The sequence below is a fragment of the Paenibacillus sp. P13VS genome, assembly GCF_015143645.1.
Lineage (GTDB): Bacteria > Bacillota > Bacilli > Paenibacillales > Paenibacillaceae > Paenibacillus > Paenibacillus xylanilyticus_A.
On record NZ_WYEV01000002.1, the window covers coordinates 750,949 to 769,681 of the forward strand.

An 18,733-nucleotide genomic window follows, 5' to 3' on the forward strand; every position below is an offset into this window, starting at 1 on the left:
GACTGGAGTAAAATAATACGTGAAGTCAAATTCAGGTAACTCAGGAGGGATTGCAAATCATGCAATACACGTACTTGGGAAAATCAGGTCTTAAAGTAAGCCGGATTTGTCTCGGCACCATGAATTTTGGGCCTGCTACAGACGAAAAAGAAGCATTCCGTATCATGGATGCAGCACTCGATGCTGGCGTTAACTTTTTTGATACCGCTAACGTTTATGGTTGGGGTGAAAATTCCGGCCTTACCGAGGAAATTATCGGTCGCTGGTTCAGTCAGGGTGGCGGCAGACGTGAAAAAGTGGTGCTTGCGACCAAGGTGTATGGTTCCATGCATGATGAAACAGACGGTCCCAACAACGATGCCGGACTCTCTGCCTATAAGATCAGACGTCATCTGGAAGGTTCCCTTCGCCGCTTGCAGACAGACCATGTAGAGCTATATCAAATGCATCACGTGGACCCGGCGGTTTCCTGGGACGAGCTATGGGGGGCTTTCGAAAATGCTGTCCATCAAGGCAAAATTGGTTATGTCGGATCAAGCAACTTCGCTGCATGGCAGATTGCCATTGCTCAAAGCGAAGCCAAAAACCGCCATTTCCTCGGTTTGGTGTCCGAGCAGCATAAATACAGTCTTAACTGTCGTTTGCCTGAACTCGAAGTGCTGCCTGCAGCCAAAGAGCTGGGCCTCGGCGTGATTCCGTGGAGCCCACTGGATGGTGGCTTGCTGGGCCGCAATGCACTTCAGAAGCTGGAAGGCACACGCAGCGGCGGCATCGCGGAACGCATTGAACATCATAAAACCCAGCTTGAAGAATTTGCAGCACTGTGCCGCGATCTTGGTGAACCCCAGGATACAATTGCTTTGGCTTGGGTTGCAGCCAATCCGGCAGTGACCGCACCAATCATCGGTCCTCGTACGCTGGAGCAGTTCGAAACTGCGCTTAAATGTCTTGAAGTCACATTGGATGAAGCGGTACTTAAACGTCTTGATGAGATATTCCCGGGTCCGGGTGGACACGCCCCTAACGCATATGCGTGGTAATCTGCTCTAATTGCAATTTTCTATATCCGTCCTAATTGATAAAATAAATATCTTTCAAGCTATAGCAAAAAGTCTGACCTAAGATCTATACCTAGGGTCAGACTTTTTTAGCTTGCTCTTCAAACAAGCAGTGCAGTTCGAGTGCATTGGATGCCTGCTGCGACTGTTTACAGATTCACGTTGACACGATTGGTGTATGTTTTACGTTTCTCAATCAGCTGGTTAAGGCCATCCACATAAGCACGTGCACTTGCACCCAGAATATCAGTGCTTACACCGCGCCCCTGAACGGAAACCTGGTTCTGTGTCAATACAACATGCACTTCACCGAGTGCATCTTTACCATGTGTAACCGACTTGATGGAGTAATCGGACAGTGTAACCTCTTCCCCGCTCACCTTGTCAATCGCATTGTAAATGGCATCAACGGAACCATTACCTTCCGCTTGCTGTTCAACGGTGTTACCGTCAAGCATAGCGATACGGACTTTGGCTGTCGGAGTCGATTCATCCCCATATGTCACGAAGATGGACTCCAGTTTGTAAATCTCAGGAGCATCCTGCAGCTTCTCTTCGATCACCGCGAGCAAGTCCTCATCCGTGACTTCTTTTTTCTTGTCTGCCAGATCTTTGAATTGGGCAAAAGCACGATTCAGTGCTTCTTCATCCAGTTCATAACCCAGCTCAATCAAGCGCTCACGGAACGCGTGGCGTCCAGAGTGTTTACCCAGTACGAGCTTGCTTTCCTTCAGACCGATTGTCTCTGGCGTCATGATCTCGTAAGTTGTTTTTTCTTTCAGCATGCCATCCTGATGAATACCGGATTCATGTGCGAAGGCGTTCGCACCAACAATGGCTTTGTTTCCTGGAACAACCATTCCTGTCAAACGGCTAACGAGCCGGCTGGTACGTGCAATTTCCGAAAGCTGCAGAGAAGTTTTGGCCTGGAAGAATTCCTGACGTGTCTCCAGTGCCATGGCAATCTCTTCGATTGCCGTATTTCCGGCACGCTCACCGATTCCGTTAATCGTACCTTCGATCTGATCTGCACCGTTCAAAATGGCGGCAAGTGTATTAGCGGTTGCCATACCCAGGTCATTGTGACAATGTGCACTCAGCTGCACTTTTTCAATACCATGAACATTCTCTTTGAGATGCTTGAAAATGTTACCGTACTCATAAGGACTCAGATACCCTACTGTATCCGGAATGTTAACTACCGATGCGCCTTCCTCAACAGCCATGTTCACCATTTCAACAAGGAAGTCATACTCCGTACGGCCTGCATCTTCAAGAGAGAACTCAATTTTGGAAAATGACTTCTTCGCATAACGAATAGCAGAACGAGCCGTATCCAGCACCTGCGCTTTGTCCATGCGCAATTTATGCTGGCGGTGAATCGGTGAAGTTGCCAAAAATACGTGAATGCACGGGTCCTGTGCACCTTTCAGCGCTTCTCTAACCGCGTCAATATCCTGCTCTCTGGAGCGGGACAAGCCGATAACCGTAATATTTTTAACCGCTTTCGCTACTGCATTTACCGCTGCCAGATCGCCTGGAGATGCTGCCGGAAAACCAGCTTCCATCCGGTCAATCCCAAGCCGCTCGAGCTGATGGGCAATTTCCACCTTTTCACGAGTGTTCAAATTGACTCCCGGGGATTGTTCTCCATCACGCAGCGTTGTGTCGAATACATAGATTTTACGCACGCCTCGCACCTCCTAGACTGTAATGTATGTTTGCCTCTAAACCAGCAATAGCGGCACACGCATAAGCACGGCCGCTATTTCCGGTTAAAGCTGTAAAATTGCTATACTTATAAGTGCATGTTCTTATTTCTTGATCCAGTGCATCATTTCACGCAATTGTCCGCCAACCACTTCGATTGGGTGTTCAGCTTCGTTGCGACGAGTTGCTGTCAGGAACGCACGACCGGATTGGTTTTCCAGGATGAAGTCACGTGCGAATTTACCTTGTTGGATATCGGAAAGGACTTCTTTCATCGCTTTCTTCGTATCTTCAGTTACAACGCGAGGTCCAGTTACATAGTCACCGTACTCGGCTGTGTTACTGATGGAATCACGCATGCTTGCAAGTCCGCCTTCATACATCAGGTCAACGATCAGTTTCAATTCGTGCAGACACTCGAAGTACGCCATTTCAGGAGCATAACCAGCTTCAGTCAACGTTTCGAAACCAGCTTTTACCAGGGCACTTACACCGCCACACAGAACCGCTTGCTCACCGAACAGGTCTGTTTCTGTTTCTTCGCGGAAGGATGTTTCGATAACGCCTGCACGTGTGCAGCCAATACCTTTTGCATATGCAAGACCGATGTCTTTTGCTTTACCTGTTGCATCTTGCTCGATCGCGATCAGGCCCGGTACACCGAATCCTTCCACGTAGGTACGACGTACCATGTGGCCAGGGGACTTAGGAGCTACCAGCAGAACATCGCTGTCTTTTGGAGCAACGATTTGACCGAAATGAACGTTGAAACCGTGGGAGAAGAGCAATGCTGCGCCTTTTTTCAGGTTAGGTTCGATTTCGTTTTTGTATACAGAAGCTTGCGTTTCGTCAGGGAGCAAGATTTGAACCACATCTGCACGGCTAGTTGCTTCAGCTGGAGACAATACTTCAAATCCGTCATTTTTTGCAGTGTCAAACGATTTACCTTCACGAAGTCCGATGACTACATTCAAACCGCTATCACGCAAGTTTTGTGCTTGGGCGTGGCCCTGGCTACCGTAACCAATTACGGCAATCGTTTTTCCTTTCAATACGCTAAGCTCTGCATCCTGTTCATAATAAGTAGTTACTGGCATGTTTATAAGTCCTCCTTTGTATTGTAAAGAACCCTTCATTAATGAGCGGGTGTCTCAATGGACCGGCATGCTGGCTGTTCCAGCAACTCTGGTCTGATCCGATCCGTTCAGACACCCGCCCTTTAATGCGGGGGTGTAGCTCTCTTTTCAAGCGTTACATCACTAAAATGTTGAATTGCAGCAGATGCAGGATCACGATGTCATTCAAGGATCACCTGCAGTCTGTTGTACTGCTTCTTCTCGTATCCTTCGTTGCTTACCCGATATGCATATTAGACCATAGATTTAGATCTATTGGCAATTATACGTTTCCACGTACCAGTGCAGTTACTCCAGTCCGCGAGAGTTCGCGAATGCCATACGGCTTAAGCAGCTCGATCATGGCGTCGATTTTGTCGGTATCTCCAACAACCTGAACCATTAGACTACTTGGACCAATATCGACAACCGACGCACGGAACGTTTCAACCACTCCCATGATTTCAGGGCGTTCGGAAGGTTCTGCTTTTACTTTAATCAAAGCGAGTTCACGGGCAACCATCGGCTTGAGACTGAAATCCACCACTTTGATTACGTCAATGATTTTATAGAGCTGTTTCTCAATCTGCTCCAGCGTTTTGTCGTCACCAATCGTGACAATGACCATACGGGACAAGCCCGCTTCTTCGGACTGACCTACCGTAATGCTCTCAATGTTGAATCCACGTCGACCGAACAACCCAGATACCCGCTGCAGGACGCCAGGCTGATCGTTGACCAAAATCGAAATTGTATGTCTAATCATTCCTCAGCATCCCCCATCAGCATTTGATCAATTGTTGCTCCTTGCGGAACCATTGGATATACATTTTCTTCTTTGCGAACAACAAATTCTACAACGACTGGTCCAGGTGTATCCAGCGCTTCCTGCCATGCCCGTTCAGCTTCTTCCTTGTTCGTGGCACGCAGTCCTTTTACACCATATGCTTCAGCCAGTTTTACAAAATCCGGGCTTCCTGCGAGATCGATGTGACTGTAACGGTTCTCGTAGATGATTTCCTGCCACTGGCGAACCATTCCAAGCACCTGGTTGTTGATGATGACAATCTTAACCGGGATATTGTTGATCGCGCAGATTGCCAGTTCTTGTGAACACATCTGCATTCCGCCATCGCCATTAATGGAGATGACCAGTCTGTCCGGATTCGCCATCTGTGCACCAATTGCCGAAGGGAATCCAAAGCCCATTGTTCCGAGTCCGCCGGAGGTTACCCATGAGCGAGGTTGATTGAACTTGTAGTATTGCGCCGCCCACATCTGATGCTGACCAACGTCAGTAGTCACGATCGCCTCACCTTTGGTTGTATCATTCAACAACTCAACTACCCATTGTGGTTTTAACTCGTCTTCGGAATCCGTGTAGCTGTAAGGCTTCTCTTGCTTCCATTGCTTGATCTGGTCTCTCCAGGCATCCGCACGGTCGGCACGCTGCACTTCCTTGTTGGCTATTTCGAGTACCGTCTTCACATCCCCAACGATCGGGATATCCGTCGCAATGTTTTTGCCAATTTCTGCTGGATCGATATCGATGTGCACAATTTTGGCATGTGGTGCAAAACCGTCGAGTTTACCTGTAACCCGGTCATCAAAGCGAGCTCCGATGTTGATCAGCAGATCCGCTTGTTGAATCGCCTGGTTGGACGTGTATGTTCCGTGCATACCCGGCATTCCGGTCCAAAGTTCATGTCCGCTTGGGAAAGCACCCAGTCCAAGAAGTGTCGTTGTAATTGGAATACCTGTTTTCTCAACAAATTCGAACAGTGCTTCGTGTCCACCGGAGTAAACGACTCCGCCACCTGCAAGGATCATCGGACGCTCTGCTTCCTGAATGGCCTGAGCCAGTCGATCAACCTGAAGTTTGTTTGGCACCGTCCGAGGGTTGTAGCCTCTCAGTGTCACTGGTTCAGTAATTGGCTCAAACAAGGTTTTGTTGGCAGAAACATCCTTCGGAATGTCGATTAACACCGGACCTTTACGTCCTGTATTGGCAATATGGAATGCCTCATGAATGACACGCGGCAGATCTTTAACGTCTTTTACCAGATAGCTGTGTTTGGTAATTGGCATTGTAATACCCGTGATATCCGCTTCCTGGAAAGCATCCGAACCAATCAGGCTGGAAATGACGTTCCCCGTAATGACAACGAGCGGTACGGAATCCATATATGCCGTTGCAATTCCGGTTACAAGATTTGTTGCTCCCGGACCGGAGGTTGCGATACAAACACCAACTTTACCGCTTGCACGTGCATATCCGTCTGCTGCGTGAATCGCACCTTGTTCATGCCGAGTCAGTACATGCTTGAAGTCCTCGAAACCGTACATCGCGTCGTAAATGTACAACACCGCTCCGCCCGGATAACCGAATACGCACTCGACACCTTCCAGCAACAAGCTTCTTAGCAGAATCTCAGAACCGCTAATGACCTCCGGCTTCATCCATTTTTCACGTAATTCATCTGTTGATCGTACTTCTGGAATTTGAGCTCCCATCAGTCATCCTCCTCTCGGAATTTACATCATTCTGACATTTGAAGTTACAAAAAAAACCTTCCATCCCTGCAAACAAGTTAATGCTTGCGAGGGACGAAAGGTTGTTGCTTCCGTGGTACCACCCAACTTTGTCCGAAATTTCGCAATAACGGACCTTACCAGGTACAAAAAACGATAGGTCAAACGGACATAGCCGTCTTCCATACCTGTTGTCTGTAACGCAGACATACGATTTTCCCTAATACGCGAATGGAGTGACATCCAATGCTTTTCAGGAAAACAGCTCCGAGGTGAGCTCGTATATAAGGGATTATGGTGGTGGTTTCAGCAGATCCAGCCACTCTCTGAGCAAAAGAGCCCTTAAAACTTCGTCCTCTTCATAGCCGATTAAATATTCTCGTTAAATGTTAGGAACATTATATGATTCCTCCAACCGATAAGTCAATACCTGATTTGGATAATTTTTTTAAACGCCCTTTATCTCGCTACTCCGCTACTTAACGTTACCCTATTCCCTTCACTTCATTCAGTCACCTTTTATCTTGCTCCAGGCATAGGATATACGAGCAGCACGACTAGTCTTGAAAGGAGGATCAGCATGGTGATTCGGCAACGCAATTCGAGGCTGGATGATGGCGCCATCATGAGTTTAATTGACTCGCAACTTGTTCCTCTATCCCATATGAGTACCAATGAAATCAACAAAATACGCAAAGACATACCCCTGCGTATGAACAGGGGCATGACCTTTGTTGTCTCACCGGACCCGAACAAAGAAGCTGTAGCATTTATACATTTTCTTATGCACGGCGAGTTGTTATATGTCGATATGATGGCCGTTGATACAAAGGAACAGCGAAAAAGGTACGGTCAGACTTTGCTGCAAAAAGCTGAAAACTTCGCCGCATCACGAGGCTGTAAAAGATCCAAAGTAATGGTCGACGAAGGCAATACAAAAGGGCTGCAGTTTTATCAAAAAAATGGATATAGTACCGTTCGTTATATTATGATAAGCCGCTGTTACGAAATGGAAAAGAATATTTAGGTTCTCCTAGAAAAATCCTGGTGGACGTGGTCCATACGGTCCGAAACCGGGTCCCGGACCATAGCCTGGACCATATCCGGGGCCGGGTTTTGGTCCAGGTCCGTAGCCTGGTCCATACCCAGGACCTCCATAGCCAGGACCCCCATAGCCCGGTCCCGGGCCGTAAGCGTAAGGCAATGTGGCGATTGCAAGCAAGTCAAACAAAACCAGTGGAAGAATGGCTTTTGTGCGCACTTTTTTGCCATTTACACGCTTTAGCACTAATTTATTGCCGGATACTTTCAACAGCTTCCCCGTAACCCGAGTGCCGTCTTTTTTCACCGCAACGATATTTTTTCCCACCAATTTCAACGCTTCACAACGCGTAACATGTTGTTTCATACTTTCCCCTCCTCCTCGGATCATTCAAAACAGTGTATTCGTCCATCACTCGCTTCGCCTGTTTCTTTGTCCCTAATTGAAAATATGGGTCTCTACCCTGACACCATGGAAATGTATGAATTGCTATTTGCACAACAAAAAAAGCCCGCACGAAGCGGACTCTTTCTCTGATAAAAATCATTATATCGTTTAATGAATTGCTTACGTCTACCTTTTCCCCGGATCGTACGGTTCACCGAGTGCAGACGGAGCTGACGAACGTCCGACTGCCGCGATAAGAACAATAATCGTGAGCAGGTATGGCAGCATATAAATAATTTCCTGGGGAATACTTTGAGACCATTCGAACAGCTGCACATAGTTTCGAATTGCTTGTGAGAAACCGAAAAATACAGCAGCACCAAATGCGCCAATTGGATTCCATTTACCAAAGATCATCGCAGCGATCGCAATGTATCCTTGACCAGAAACCGTATTATGCGAGAACGTACCTGTTGTTGTCAGTGTGATAGCAGCTCCACCGATCGCAGCCAGTGCACCACTGATCATTACACCAACATAACGATAGCGACGAACTTTGACACCTACAGTATCAGCCGCGCTTGGGTGTTCACCCACGGAGCGCAAACGAAGGCCGAATGGCGTCTTGAAGAGAATGTAATACGTCAGGAATACAAGAATGATCGCCAGATATGTTGTCGGGTAAACGTTCTTGAACAACGCTTCCCCGAGCAAAGGAATATCCTTGAGAAGTGGCACATCAAATTTGCTGAAGCCCTGCACCAAAGGTGAGTCCCCTGATCCTTCAAACAACAATTTAACCAAATATAGTGTACTTCCTGCTGCCAGGAAGTTAATGACGATACCACTGATAACCTGGTCAGCCTTAAACGTAATCGATGCAACAGCGTGAATAAGAGATACGAGGACACCTAATGCAATAGCAACCAGTACCCCCATCCAGGCTGAGGAAGTTCCACCCATCCCTGCCTCTTGGGCATAGTGGGCCCCAATTCCGGCTGCAAACGCACCAAAGACCATAAAACCTTCAAGTCCCAGGTTAGTTACACCGGATTTTTCAGAGAATATTCCACCAAGGGAAGCAAAAATCAATGCCGTGGCAAAGACAAGCGTCGTATTGATAATTTGCCCAATTGTCAACAAGTCCATCTACAACACCTTCTCTTTCTTGCGCTTGGAGTAGAACGGTTTAAGTACCCAGCGCACGATGCCTTGTGCCGCAATGAAGAAGATAATCGAACCAATTACAATCCGAATAATCTCTGGCGGTACATCCGCAGCAAAGCTCATACCAGCAGATCCATAGGTAAGCGTACCAAACAGCAACGCCCCCAGGAGCACACCAAACGGATGGTTCAAACCAATCAAGGCAACGGCAATGCCGTCAAAACCTGTTCCTGGAGATCCAGACATAACTGTCTGATACTGGAATACACCAAGTACCTGGAAAGCTCCACCAAGACCCGCAAGCATACCACTGATAAACATGGCTTTTACGATATTGCGATTCACATGCATACCTGCATATTCAGCCGCATTCGGGTTGTGGCCTACAGCGCGGATTTCATACCCTTGCTTCGTTTTCCACATATAGATATAAAAGAGAACCGCCATAACCAAGGCTATCAATGTACCCAGGTGAACACGGGAGTTGCCCATTAGTTCAGACAACCAAGTCAAGCTGATTGAAGCTGATTCACTAATATCTACCGAACGGTTTTCCCCTTGAAGCAGCAAAAATTGCCGTACAATCAGGTTGGCCAGATACAGACCAATCCAGTTCAGCATGATACTGCTGATAACTTCGTTCACGCCGCGAGCGGCCTTGAGGTAACCTGCAATGGCTGCCCACAGACCGCCAAATACTGCACCAGCAATCAAAGCCAGCGGAGCATGAATATAAATCGGGAGACCTGTAAACTTAACTCCTACAAACGTGGCTGCAGTCATACCGACAAGAAACTGACCTTCTCCACCGATATTAAACAGTCCCGCACGGGCTGCAAATGCAAAGGCAAGACCTGTCATGATCAAAGGTGTCATTTCACGCACTGCTTCTCCGAAGTTGTACATGTCACCAAAGACTTTCTTGAACAATGCGCCATATGCATCAATTGGGTTGTATCCTCCAATAAGCATAACGATACCGCCCAGAATTAACCCCATAAGGATTGCAACGATAGGCAAAATAAAGGAATCACGGGTAAACCATTTCAATACTTTACTCATGTACAGTACCTCTCTTTTGGGTGCTGCCCGCCATCATCAAGCCGAGCTCCCTGTCATTCGTTTCTTCCGGCAGCACCTCACCGACAATCTTGCCCTCATAAATGACAGCAATGCGGTCCGAAACGTTAATTATTTCATCGAGCTCGAAGGAAATCAGCAATACCGCTTTTCCTTGGTCACGCTGAGCAATCAACTGTTTCTGGACAAACTCAATAGCACCTACGTCCAAGCCACGTGTTGGCTGAGCTGCGATAAGCAGTTCCGGGTTCTTATCGACTTCCCGTGCAATGATCGCCTTCTGCTGGTTACCCCCAGAAAGGGATCGTGCTTTGGTTTCAATGCTAGGTGTCCGCACGTCAAATGCCTCAACAAGACGTTTTGCCTGCTTTTTGATCGCATCGAAATTCAGGAATCCTTTCCGTGTATAAGGAGACTTGTAGTAAGATTCCAAAACAATATTTTCACTGACTGAGAAATCCAAAACCAATCCGTGCTTATGTCGGTCTTCCGGAATATGACCTACGCCCGATTCCGAAATGTGGCGCGGGGAACGGTTGGACAATTCTTTTCCTTGCAAAAGAATCGATCCGCTATCCACTTTGCGCAATCCAGTCAGAGCTTCAATCAACTCGCTCTGTCCATTGCCATCCACACCTGCAATCCCCAGAATTTCTCCTGCACGAACATTCAGATTCAGTTCATTCAGAACAGAAATTCCCTCTTTGTTTTTACTGGTCAATTTGCTGACTTCAAGGACGTTTGCACCAGGCGTTGCCGGCTTTTTATCCACTTTAAATGTGACATTACGGCCAACCATCTTTTCAGCAAGCTCGTAGGGATTGGTTTCCGATGTCTTTACAGAGTCGATGACTTTCCCTCGGCGAATAATCGTGACCGTATCCGAGATCTCCATAATTTCTTTTAACTTATGTGTGATCAGGATAATGGATTTGCCTTCTGCCACGAGCTTTTTCATGATGACCATCAGTTCCTTGATCTCCTGAGGAGTCAGAACTGCCGTTGGTTCATCAAAGATCAGGATATCAGCGCCGCGGTACAATGTTTTTACGATTTCAACGCGCTGCTGCATACCGACTGAAATGTCATGAATTTTGGCATGCGGATTCACTTTGAGTCCATATTGTTCGGATAAACGCTGCACTTCAGCAGCCGCTTTTTTATAGTTAATATTGAGACCTTTTGTTGGTTCAGATCCCAAAATAATGTTCTCTGTTACCGTGAACGGCTGAACAAGCTTAAAGTGCTGATGCACCATGCCGATCCCAAGCTCGATTGCTTTGTTCGGGCTATCGATCATGACAGGCTTGCCATTCACTTCAATGGAACCTTCATCTGGCTGATAGAGACCAAATACAATATTCATCAACGTTGACTTACCAGCGCCGTTTTCGCCCAGTAGAGCATGGATCTCGCCTTTACGAAGCTGAAGGCTGATAGCGTCGTTGGCAACAATGCCTGGAAAACGCTTCGTGATTTGTTTTAACTCAACGACGGGGGTTGCTGCACCCATGTAATCACCCTTATAACTGATATAGTGTGGTTCCGCAAACGTAAGAAAAACGTCTATCGACGTATGTTCAAGGGAAAAAACCGCTTTTGTTGCGGTCACTTTCCTTCTCCTGAGATTATCGAATCCATCCAGCACAGCTGAAATGTATACATTCCATAATCTTAAGAAAAGCTCCTTACGGAGCGATATTCCTAAAACATTGATTCTGCATTTGGAAGGATTCCAGCAGCAGCTTGTTAACTAGGTACAAATGTTATGATGGCTTGAGCAAATTTTCCTGTCTTGACAATCATAAGGCCGGTCAAGACCGGCCTCGTGATTATTCAATTCGCGGGCTAAGCAATTACTCTGTAGGTACTTTGATTTCGCCGCTGATGATTTTTTCTTTGTATTCGTCAACTTTAGCAAGGATGTCAGCAGATACATTTTTTGTAGAAGTATCAGCAATACCTACACCGTTCTCTTTCAGAGTCAGGTTTTCAGAACCGCCAGCAAATGTGCCGTCGATAACTTCTTGGTTTACTTTCTTAACTGCTTCGTCAACTTTTTTGATCATGGAAGTCAGTGTAACATCATCACCGAACTCCAGAGATTGGTCTTTATCCACACCGATTACCCAAACATCTTGTCCTTGTTTTTTGCGGGCAATGGCTTCGTTGAACACACCGTTACCTGTAGCACCGGAAGAGTGGAAAATGATATCCGCGCCTTGGTTGTAGATTGTAGCTGCAGCTGCTTTACCAAGGTCTGGTTTGTCAAATGCGCCTGTATAGTTGGAGATCAATTCAGCATCAGGGTTAACTGCTTTAACCCCTTCTCTGAAACCAACTTCAAATTTCTTGATCAGTGGGCTGTCCATACCGCCAACAAAACCGATTTTGTTCGTTTTTGTAGTCAGACCGGCAACAACGCCAACCAGGAAGGAACCTTGCTCTTCAGCAAATGTAACGGATTTAACGTTAGGAGAATCTACAACACTGTCGATGATCGCCAGTTTGGAGTCAGGGTTTTGGTCAGCAACCGTTTTGATTGCGTCAGCCAATTGGAAACCGATACCCCAAGTCAGGTCATATCCACCTTTAACGAATTCGTTCAGGTTAGGAATGTACTCTTCATCGGATTTACTTTGCAGGTATTTAACTGCTGTACCTGTTTCAGTTTCAGTTGCTTGCAGGGCTTCCCAAGCGGATTGGTTAAAGGATTTGTCGTTAACGCCACCTACGTCAGTAACCATACCGATCTGCAAATCGGATTTTGCTTCAGTGGATTCGCCACCTGTTGTTCCACCGGCATTTGTTTCTTCCTTCGGTTTGCTTCCGCAACCTGCGAGCATTACCGATACTGCCAGCAACATGACCAAAGACAAGCTGAGCATCTTTTTCATTTCTCTTGTTCCCCCTTAATGATATATACCTAATTCCTACCCAGGTCGATATTGAACGATGGACAGATGTCTGAGATGACTTTTATGCGGAATGTATGGTTTCTTCAACATAAAGAGCACATTCACACCTTATCTTTACCGGATCATCTGCCGAAAAACCGAACAATAGGACTAGGAGAGAAAAGTTTAGGACTAGCCTACTAGAGGTGATTATACATTTAACCAGTGTTAAAATCCAGATGTTTCATGACTAAAAATCACATATTTTTAGACTTTTATTGTTGAAAACGCTTAAAATTTTAGCAGTTTAACACGCTAACGTTACAACGATGTGATGTTATATAACAAAAATATACCATCATTATCACCATTAGCCAGTAACTCCTAGTTTTCATTTGCATTATATGAACGTTCGGTTTTTATGTATCTGCCAGAGGGCTGATAGCTGTCAACCGCATCCAATCTAAGTTTGTCCGGACCCCGGTGTATTCGTCCACACTTTCTGGCGTGAAAAAAGCCGCCATAAGGTACGGCGGCTTGCATGTTACAATTTAAGCGTTGATTTTGCCTTTAGCTACAGTAGCCAAAGAGTTGAACGCATTGATGTCGTTAACGGCCAGATCAGCCAACATTTTGCGGTTCATGTCCACTCCAGCAAGTTTCAATCCATGAATCAGTTTGTTGTAAGACAAACCGTTTTGACGTGCTGCTGCATTGATACGAACGATCCACAGTCTGCGGAAGTTACGTTTCGTGTTGCGACGGTCACGGTATGCGTAAACCAGGGATTTCATTACTTGCTCGTTAGCTGTTTTAAAAATGCGGTGTTTGGAACCGAAATAACCTCTTGCCAGTTTCAAAACCTTTTTATGACGACGACGTACTACAAAACCGCCTTTTACTCTTGCCATATTAAAGAACCTCCCAAATAAATATTAAATGTATCCGTGGTATGTGTACGGCCGTAGCCGATCCCCCATACGGAATGTACTAATTAGAATTAGCCTTTCAGGTTAGCCAAACCTTGTTTCAAACGTCTTACGTCCCCGGCTGCCATTACTGGGTTACCGTTCAGTACGCGCTTAGCACGTTTGGATTTGTGGGAAAGCAAGTGGTTTTTGTGTGCTTTGTAACGAAGGACTTTACCGGAACCGGTAATTTTAAAGCGTCCTTTCAAACTGCTGTGTGTTTTCATTTTAGGCATTTTGTGTTTCCTCCTTCAATGTTATCAGGCTTTTGGAGCCAGAATCATGATCATACTGCGGCCTTCCAATTTCGGTTGACGCTCGATAGTGCAGAGTTCTGCAACTTCCGTCTTCACGCGCTCCAAAATCCGTTGACCAATGGCGGCATGCGCAATTTCACGTCCGCGGTAACGAACGGAACATTTCACCTTGTCGCCTTCTTTCAAAAACTTAACTACATTACGAAGCTTCGTTTGATAATCGTGCTCCTCAATATTGGAACGGAACCATACTTCTTTAATGTCAACAATTTTCTGGTTCTTACGGGCTTCTTTTTCTTTCTTCTGTTGCTCATAGCGGAACTTGCCATAGTCCATGATGCGACACACCGGCGGCTTAGCCTGTGGTGCCACATTGACCAGATCCAAGTTCAGATCAATCGCCATTTGCAGTGCTTCCCGAATGGGCTTGATCCCAATTTGTTCTCCTTCAGCTCCGACAAGGCGTACTTCCTTCGCCCGAATCTCATCATTAATCATGTGATCTTTACTAATAACCGTCCACCTCCAGGTCATTTTGAATACTGTTAAACAAAAATAAAAGGGATGCCGGTCAAGCTACCGACATCCCTGTAATCAACACAATTCTTCATGAGTATACACTTCATAAATTATTGGGATCGTTGACCAGCCAACGTCAATGTTGGTCAGGTGAGAAGTCGGACTTCTGCTTGTGATTCCATTGCTATTCATTTAACGCACTTGAATACTATAACATCTCCATCAACTATAGTCAATATAATTTCAGAATATTTTCTATAATCTTTGGTGTGAAGCTGTTTATCCTTACCCTTGCTTGCTCTGCACCTCATCCAAACGTACAACACGCGTATGCTGGGTGTGGCTCCATTGTTTGTTGTTCTGCGTGAAGAACGCATAGAACGTAATCGGATACCACGATAGCAGATAGATCGGGAATACAATCAGATACAGGTACACTTTCGCAAAAGTGACCTTCTCCAGTGCCATTGACAAGAGGAATGTCAAAATGTTCAAACCAATGGCTACGAAGCCTACCCATAATGGGAAGTATCCGTAGATGTTAGCAATATGCGGTCCGCTGAATATGGCTGTATCCACCCACATGACAGCAGTCATCAGGAATGTCAGTAATACAACGTATACGTTGGCACCATATACGGCAAGGTCGAATTTGACCAGGCTTCTTTCCTTAATACTTTGCCACAACAGCGGGAAGAAATATCTCCGTGCTACCGTAAAGTGACCTTGCATCCAGCGTAGACGTTGTCTTGCTGAAGCTTTGAATGTCAAAGGCTTCTCATCAAATACTTTTGCATCATAGTTAAACACGGGATACACATTACGCTGCACACTGCGCATCGTAAACTCCAAGTCCTCGACAAGGCTAGTCGCACCCCAGCCGATTTCCTTCAGCAAATTCGTTTCAAAGCACATTCCTGTACCGCCAAGGAAGTTGGCCATGTTCAGGTTATGACGGGACAACTGCCACAAACGGTTAATGTACCAGTACGATACCCCGTAAGCTGCAGTAATCCAGGAATCTTCCGGATTTTTCGTATCGATATAACCTTGAATAACACGCGAACCGTTACACAAGTCGTTATTCATCTCAAGCAAGAAATTGCGATCAACCAGGTTGTCAGCATCAAACATAACAACGGCGTCATACTGACGCGGCAATTTCCACAGATATTTGAGCATCCACTCAATGGCGTAACCTTTACCTCTGAGATCGGCGTTTGTACGCACACATGCGTTCAAGCCATGTTCTCTGACGATTTGAGCTGTACCATCCGTACAGTTATCACAGATAACGAACACATCGTACAGATCCTCCGGATAATCGAGTTGTTTCAGGTTCTCCATCAACGCTCCGATGACCTGCTCTTCATTGTGTGCTGCCACGAGTACAGCGAAAGATTTTGTAGCAGGATAATGTTTCTTCTTCTTTTTCTTATACAGACCGAACAGCGAAAACGTGAATTGGTACACGGCTAGCAGTGCCAGAATGACCTGCATCGTGACGAATATAGCGTCCAACATCGTTCTCTGTTACCCCCTTTTTTTCAAACCCTGTTTACTTTAGCGTTTCTCTACCTGATTCTGCATCTTTGTTTTTTTGTAATGTGCAGAATATGACCCTGGTCTTTTGTTTACTACGCAAGTATTTCAAGCATGGTTGCTTCCAATTTGGCTGCTTTATCGATTTTGGATGCTTTTCAGCTATTTGTCAAAACCGCAATTTCACTTCCTAAAGCAGAAATGTGAACATTAAACGCTGAATTGGCAGTTCGTGATACTGCGCCCTCGCATTCATGCCTGTTATATCTTATTTTCAGCCGATTGCTTGATTTTTATTTCTAAAGTCCCTGCTTTTTTCATTACCCAGTACTGTCCAACCAGAGGCTATATAAAAAATAACGCAAACGGACACCAAAAAGTTCAATATTAAACTCACATTTTTTTAACCTCATTTCAGCCATGTTGAATCATTGTATCTTTTTTAGCTCGTCCGAGTCAAAAAGTTAAGTTGGATGATTAACCACTCTTTAACATGAATTTTACGTTGTTCACATGTCTTCTTCTTGAAAAGGACAACATTTAAAAATATGATAAACATATACCTGAAATAACCTGAACTTCACGAAAAACGGTTATATAGTAATCAGGACAACACCGGACACAGGAAACATACCGGAAATACTGCCGCCAATTCGGGCGGCCTGACTGGCAGGAGGCCAATATGAGCCGTTTATTCGTTAAGTTTCAAGCGTACGATCGCAATGTGTTTATGTGGATTAATGGTCGACTTCATAATCGATTTATGAATTTTTGGCTGTACTATCTCACCCATCTGGGCGGAGCGACATTTTCTATTGCCGTATCCTTATTGGTATGGCTGCTTGCTCCAGCCCCTTGGAATACGACAGGCCTACAGGCATGTATCGCTCTGGCTGTGAGCCATATTCCCGTAGCAATCGCCAAACGGTTGTATCCTCGCATCCGGCCATATCTGGCCATGCCGGAGACGATCACCTTCCGCAATCCCCTGACGGACCACTCATTTCCTTCAGGGCATACAACCGCTGTCTTCTCGGTAACCGTTCCGTTTATGACTATGGAACCTATTTTGCTGGCGACGCTGCTGCCGGTTGCACTGATTGTCGGATTCTCTCGGATTTACTTGGGTTTGCACTATCCTTCGGACGTGCTTGCAGGTGCCACAATCGGTACTTTAGTCGCACTTGCGACAGTTGCATTATGGTCCTAAAGCAGATATGTTAGACTAAGGAAAACCTAGCAGGAACAGGTGAAGCAAGCGTGGAGAAAAAACGAGTTTTACTACTTTCCGAAGGCTTTGGAGCCGGTCATACACAAGCCGCTTATGCACTGTCCAGCAGTTTGAGAAAGCTCTCTCCGGAAGTACAGACCAAAGTGCTCGAACTGGGTAGTTTCCTTAACCCCAGGGTCGCACCACTTATTATTACGGCATACAAAAAAACGGTAACCAACCAGCCCAAACTTGTCGGATATGTATACAGGCATCAATATAAAAAGTCTTTAAACCGATTGACTACACTCGCATTGCACAAGCTGTTTTACACACATACACGTAGTGTCGTACGACAGCTTCGTCCAAATGCCATTGTATGTACGCATCCTATTCCAAGTGCCGTCATATCAAGATTAAAACGCCTCGGTGTGCAAGTGCCACTCTGCACGGTCATTACCGATTACGATGCGCATGGCACGTGGATCAGTCCCGAGGTGGACTTGTATCTGGTATCTACTGAAGAGGTCAAGTCCAAATTGATGCTGCGCGGAGTTTCCGCGGACAAGATACGAGTTACCGGCATTCCGGTACACCCCAACTTTTGGGAGCATCCCGGCCGGGATGAGATTCGTGCCAAGTTTAATCTGAGAGATATGCCCACCGTTCTTGTTATGGGCGGCGGCTGGGGAATGCTCAGCGATGAAGTGGTCAATAAGCTTCTGACTCGCTGGCATAATAACATTCAGATCATCTTCTGTCTCGGACGCAATGACAAAATCCGGATTAGCATGGAACAGAACCCGGAGTATAGGAAAGAAAATATTCACATTATCGGATACACCAAAGAAGTGGATAAGCTTATGGAAGTATCCGACCTGCTAATAACCAAGCCTGGTGGAATGACATGCACCGAAGGACTCGCCAAAGGTATACCGATGTTATTCCATAATCCCATTCCGGGTCAGGAAGAAGAGAACGTTCAATATTTTACCGCTAGAGGACTGGGCGAACCGATCACTTCGCTTGATGTCGTGGTTAAATGGATGAATAAATTGTTACATAAATATCCCGACATCGTCCGTAAACGCAAACGCCATTTGGAACAGATTGCCAAATATCGTCCGATGGAAAGTGCACAAAGCATCATTGATCTTCTGGACCTGCGGCCGTTCCAGGCTGATCAGGCCAGATTATGATCAAAAGTTCGATAAACAAGCCACATACACTTATACAAAGAAAAAGGTGC

The 18,733-nt window shown here is 46.0% G+C and carries 17 protein-coding genes; 4 read left to right on the forward strand and 13 right to left on the reverse strand.

Annotated elements, in window-relative coordinates; all coding sequences use genetic code 11:
- Positions 1-59: 59 nt before the first annotated feature.
- Complete coding sequence (locus tag GUA98_RS04490) at positions 60-1,040, forward strand: aldo/keto reductase (protein WP_193722146.1); 981 nt, start codon at positions 60-62, stop codon at positions 1,038-1,040.
- 167 nt (positions 1,041-1,207) lie between these two features.
- On the opposite strand, the gene GUA98_RS04495 is transcribed toward GUA98_RS04490, so the two are convergent.
- The 4 genes from GUA98_RS04495 to ilvB form a co-directional block, all read right to left on the reverse strand.
- Complete coding sequence (locus GUA98_RS04495) at positions 1,208-2,749, reverse strand: 2-isopropylmalate synthase (RefSeq protein ID WP_153977677.1); 1,542 nt, start codon at positions 2,747-2,749, stop codon at positions 1,208-1,210.
- Positions 2,750-2,872: 123 nt separating this feature from the next.
- Positions 2,873-3,865, reverse strand: a complete 993-nt coding sequence (gene ilvC, locus GUA98_RS04500; RefSeq protein WP_095288327.1) for a ketol-acid reductoisomerase — start codon at positions 3,863-3,865, stop codon at positions 2,873-2,875.
- Between the two features lie 301 nt (positions 3,866-4,166).
- The gene (gene ilvN, locus GUA98_RS04505) at positions 4,167-4,649 is read right to left on the reverse strand and encodes an acetolactate synthase small subunit (RefSeq protein WP_095288328.1); all 483 of its coding nucleotides are present in this window, start codon (positions 4,647-4,649) and stop codon (positions 4,167-4,169) included.
- Positions 4,646-6,397 (reverse strand): biosynthetic-type acetolactate synthase large subunit, encoded by a 1,752-nt coding sequence (gene ilvB / locus GUA98_RS04510; RefSeq protein WP_153977676.1) that lies wholly within the window; start codon positions 6,395-6,397, stop codon positions 4,646-4,648. The genes ilvN and ilvB overlap by 4 nt, the downstream gene beginning before the upstream one ends.
- Before the next feature lie 601 nt (positions 6,398-6,998).
- Between ilvB and GUA98_RS04515 the strand changes: the two genes are divergently transcribed.
- Positions 6,999-7,442 carry a GNAT family N-acetyltransferase gene (locus GUA98_RS04515; RefSeq protein ID WP_415752995.1) on the forward strand — a complete coding sequence of 148 codons (444 nt, stop codon included), beginning with the start codon at positions 6,999-7,001 and terminating at the stop codon, positions 7,440-7,442.
- Positions 7,443-7,448: 6 nt separating this feature from the next.
- Here the strand turns inward: GUA98_RS04515 and GUA98_RS04520 are convergent, their stop codons facing one another.
- From GUA98_RS04520 to GUA98_RS04560, 9 genes are all read right to left on the reverse strand, one after another.
- Positions 7,449-7,823 carry a hypothetical protein gene (locus GUA98_RS04520; protein WP_193722147.1) on the reverse strand — a complete coding sequence of 125 codons (375 nt, stop codon included), beginning with the start codon at positions 7,821-7,823 and terminating at the stop codon, positions 7,449-7,451.
- 207 nt (positions 7,824-8,030) lie between these two features.
- Complete coding sequence (locus tag GUA98_RS04525; protein WP_153977674.1) at positions 8,031-8,993, reverse strand: ABC transporter permease; 963 nt, start codon at positions 8,991-8,993, stop codon at positions 8,031-8,033.
- A complete protein-coding gene (locus tag GUA98_RS04530; RefSeq protein WP_153977673.1) occupies positions 8,994-10,073 on the reverse strand; it encodes an ABC transporter permease in 1,080 nt (359 codons plus the stop codon).
- On the reverse strand, positions 10,066-11,604 hold the full coding sequence (locus GUA98_RS04535) for an ABC transporter ATP-binding protein (protein ID WP_193722248.1): 1,539 nt from the start codon (positions 11,602-11,604) through the stop codon (positions 10,066-10,068). Before GUA98_RS04535 ends, GUA98_RS04530 begins: the two co-directional genes overlap by 8 nt.
- A 343-nt stretch (positions 11,605-11,947) precedes the next feature.
- A complete protein-coding gene (locus tag GUA98_RS04540; RefSeq protein ID WP_193722148.1) occupies positions 11,948-12,988 on the reverse strand; it encodes a BMP family lipoprotein in 1,041 nt (346 codons plus the stop codon).
- A gap of 551 nt (positions 12,989-13,539) precedes the next feature.
- Entirely contained in the window at positions 13,540-13,899 is a 360-nt protein-coding gene (gene rplT, locus GUA98_RS04545) for a 50S ribosomal protein L20 (RefSeq protein WP_095288335.1), read from the reverse strand.
- An 89-nt stretch (positions 13,900-13,988) separates the two neighbouring features.
- Positions 13,989-14,192 carry a 50S ribosomal protein L35 gene (gene rpmI / locus GUA98_RS04550; protein WP_017689665.1) on the reverse strand — a complete coding sequence of 68 codons (204 nt, stop codon included), beginning with the start codon at positions 14,190-14,192 and terminating at the stop codon, positions 13,989-13,991.
- 24 nt (positions 14,193-14,216) lie between these two features.
- On the reverse strand, positions 14,217-14,711 hold the full coding sequence (infC, locus tag GUA98_RS04555; protein WP_153980623.1) for a translation initiation factor IF-3: 495 nt from the start codon (positions 14,709-14,711) through the stop codon (positions 14,217-14,219).
- A gap of 306 nt (positions 14,712-15,017) precedes the next feature.
- Positions 15,018-16,256 carry a glycosyltransferase family 2 protein gene (locus tag GUA98_RS04560; RefSeq protein WP_193722149.1) on the reverse strand — a complete coding sequence of 413 codons (1,239 nt, stop codon included), beginning with the start codon at positions 16,254-16,256 and terminating at the stop codon, positions 15,018-15,020.
- A gap of 700 nt (positions 16,257-16,956) precedes the next feature.
- Here GUA98_RS04560 and GUA98_RS04565 point away from each other — a divergent pair.
- Together GUA98_RS04565 and GUA98_RS04570 are read left to right on the forward strand one after the other, a co-directional pair.
- The gene (locus GUA98_RS04565) at positions 16,957-17,484 is read left to right on the forward strand and encodes a phosphatase PAP2 family protein (protein WP_193722150.1); all 528 of its coding nucleotides are present in this window, start codon (positions 16,957-16,959) and stop codon (positions 17,482-17,484) included.
- 50 nt (positions 17,485-17,534) lie between these two features.
- Positions 17,535-18,683 carry an MGDG synthase family glycosyltransferase gene (locus tag GUA98_RS04570; RefSeq protein ID WP_153977670.1) on the forward strand — a complete coding sequence of 383 codons (1,149 nt, stop codon included), beginning with the start codon at positions 17,535-17,537 and terminating at the stop codon, positions 18,681-18,683.
- Positions 18,684-18,733 lie beyond the last annotated feature (50 nt).